This window comes from Kitasatospora sp. NPDC057518, assembly GCF_042802075.1.
Lineage (GTDB): Bacteria > Actinomycetota > Actinomycetes > Streptomycetales > Streptomycetaceae > Kitasatospora.
The window spans coordinates 1-2,653 of record NZ_JBHVEU010000705.1 but is presented as its reverse complement, the minus strand read 5'-3'; the positions used below and the strand labels follow the sequence as shown (position 1 = coordinate 2,653).

1 protein-coding gene is annotated in these 2,653 nt (G+C 74.3%); it reads left to right on the top strand.

Annotated features, from left to right (window positions below):
• The first annotated feature begins 207 nt into the window (after nucleotides 1-207).
• Nucleotides 208-2,634, top strand: coding sequence for an RICIN domain-containing protein (locus ACFU7Z_RS38580; RefSeq protein WP_380782808.1), 2,427 nt, complete (start codon nucleotides 208-210; stop codon nucleotides 2,632-2,634).
• The last annotated feature ends 19 nt before the right edge of the window (nucleotides 2,635-2,653 follow it).

Genomic DNA, 2,653 nt, shown 5'->3' with positions numbered 1-2,653 from the left:
GGCCCCTGCCCACCCCCGTCGGGCAGGGGCCTTCACCTCTTCTCCCAGCTGTCTCCCGGAAGCCGTCACCGCGCATCCCGTTGACGTGGCCGAGCCCACCATGTGAAATGTCACCCATCACATGCGATGCATCGTAACGCACACCACCCATCCGATTTGAACGTTCAAACGCCCTCGCCCCGCCACCCGACCGGAGGTAGCTCCGCCATGCCGCCCCGCCCCCGCGCCTTACCCACCGGTCTCGCCCTCCTGACCGTCCTCGCCGCCCAGGCCCTCGGCGCCGCCCCGGCCCTGGCGGCCGCCGGAACGCCGCTCGTCGACGGCGGCGGCTACCTCCTCGGCTCCGCCCTGGACGGCAGCTGCCTCGGCCCGCAGCACGCCCAGCCCACCCCCGGCACCCCGGTGGTCGGCGCCGCCTGCGGGCGACTGCTCAGCCAGCGCTGGCAGCTGCGCCGCACCGGCACCGACTACCTGCTCGTGAACGCCGCCAGCGGCCGCTGCCTCACCCTCGGCGGCCCGGACCGCCGCCCCGCCACCGCCGACTGCGGCAGCTCCCCCGAGGCCGAGCGCTTCACCGTCTCCCGCGCGCCGCAGGGCACCTACACCCTCACCACCCGCGGCACCGGCGGCTGCCTGACCGCCGACCCGGCCCCGGTGGCCCACCACTGCGACAACGGCCCCGCCCACCGCTGGACGCTCACCCGCACCGAGCCGCTGGTCCTCGCCGACCCCGGCTTCGAGCAGAGCGGCACGAACGGTACGAGCAGCACGAACGGCACGGACGGCGCCGCCACCGCCGGCAGCACCTCCGGCGGCTGGACCTTCACCGCCCACACCGGCACCGGCACCAACAACCCGCACGGCGGCACCCGCCTCGCCTACCTCGACGCCGGCCCCGGCTACGCGGTGAGCCAGCAGGTGACCGCCGTCACCGCGGGCAGCTACGACCTGTCCGCCTGGATCGCGACGGGCGGCGCCGGCGGCAGCCTCTCGGTGAGCGTCAACGGCACCGTGGTGCGCTCCCTCCCGCTGCCCGAGCAGTCCCTCTACGCGAAGTACACCCTCCCCCGGGTCCGGGTCGCCCCCGGCGACCGGCTGACCCTCACCATCGGCTCCTCCCCCACGGGTTGGATCAACGTGGACGACGCCGCCGTCGCCCCGGCCGCCCCCAACGACCCGGTGATCAGCTCCTCCGACCCCGAGGCCGTCGCCCTCTTCGACTGGGCCAAGGCCAAGGCCAACAGCTGGGTGCAGCAGGCCGGCGCCACCGGCGTGCTCGACCAGGACGAGAACCACCCCGGCGGCACCGGCACCACCACCTACGACGCCACCTACTGGGCCGGCTACCCGTTCCGCTCCGCCTTCTACAGCCGCGACTTCGCCCACCAGCTGGTCGGCGCCCACCTGCTCGGCCTGGACGCCGAGAACAAGACCATGCTGCGCGGCTTCGCGGCCTCCGCCACCGAGGTCAACAAGCTCTACCCGGTCTGGGCGCTCAACTTCGACGCCCGCAGCTACGGCGCCATCGACTACCGGAGCCCCGACCGCTTCGTCCGCGAGCTGCCCGCGCCGTTCGAACTCGTCCAACAGGCCGGCGAGGCCTACCGCTGGACCGGCGACCGCGACTACGCCGAGGACCCGGGCCTGGGCCGGTACGTGCGCAACACCCTCGGCCCGTTCATCGCCGCCCGCCCCGGCCCGGTCGACAACGGCGGGGTGCCGATCCCGCAGGCCACCAGCCGCAGCATCTTCGCCGGCACCGCCAGCTATGCCGAGAACGCCACCCGCACCTACGCCGAGGCCGGGGACGCGGTCGGCGCCCAGTACCAGGCCTACCTCTCCGCCGCCGCGCTGGCCGACGCCCGGGGCGACGCCGCCTCCGCCGCCGGCTACCGGAAGGCCGCCGAGCAGCTGCGCGCGTACGTCAACTCCACCTGGAGCGTGGACGGTTCGCAGCCCGGCGAGGTTGTCCACGGCTACGACACCGCCGGCAAGCCGATCACCGGCTGGGGCTACGAGGCGAGCGTACTGATGCCGGTCAAGGGGCTGCTCGACCCGGGCCCGCGCCGGGACGCCCAGCTCGCCGCCATCGACGCCGCCGACTCCGGCCCGGAGCGCTCGGCGAACCTGGAGGCCTACACCTACCTGCCGGACGCCTTCTTCGCCAACCACGACGGCAGCACCGCCTGGAAGTGGATGCGGCACGTCTACGAGAGCGTCGGCGAGCCGCACGTGAGCGGCGCGATGCTGAACGGCGACTACCCCGAGGTCCCGTTCACCCTGCTCGCCCAGACCGTCCAGGGCCTGCTCGGCGTCACCCCCGACGCCGCCGGCCACGCGCTCTCCACCACCCCGCAGCTGCCCGCCTCGATGGGCTGGCTCCAGGTCGCGGGCATCCCGGTGGGCGGCGGCACGGTGACCGTCCGCCACGACGGCGCGCAGCGCAGCACCGTCACCAACACCGGTACTGAGCCCGTCACTTGGGAGGCCCGCTTCCCCGGTCAGCACGCCCGCGCCACCGTCGACGGCGAGCAGCGGGCGGCCCGCACCACGACCGTCGACGGCACGACCTACACCTCCATCACCGTGACTCTCGCGCCCGGACGCTCCGCGACCGCGACCGTCACCGACTGACCCCCACACAGCACAACCG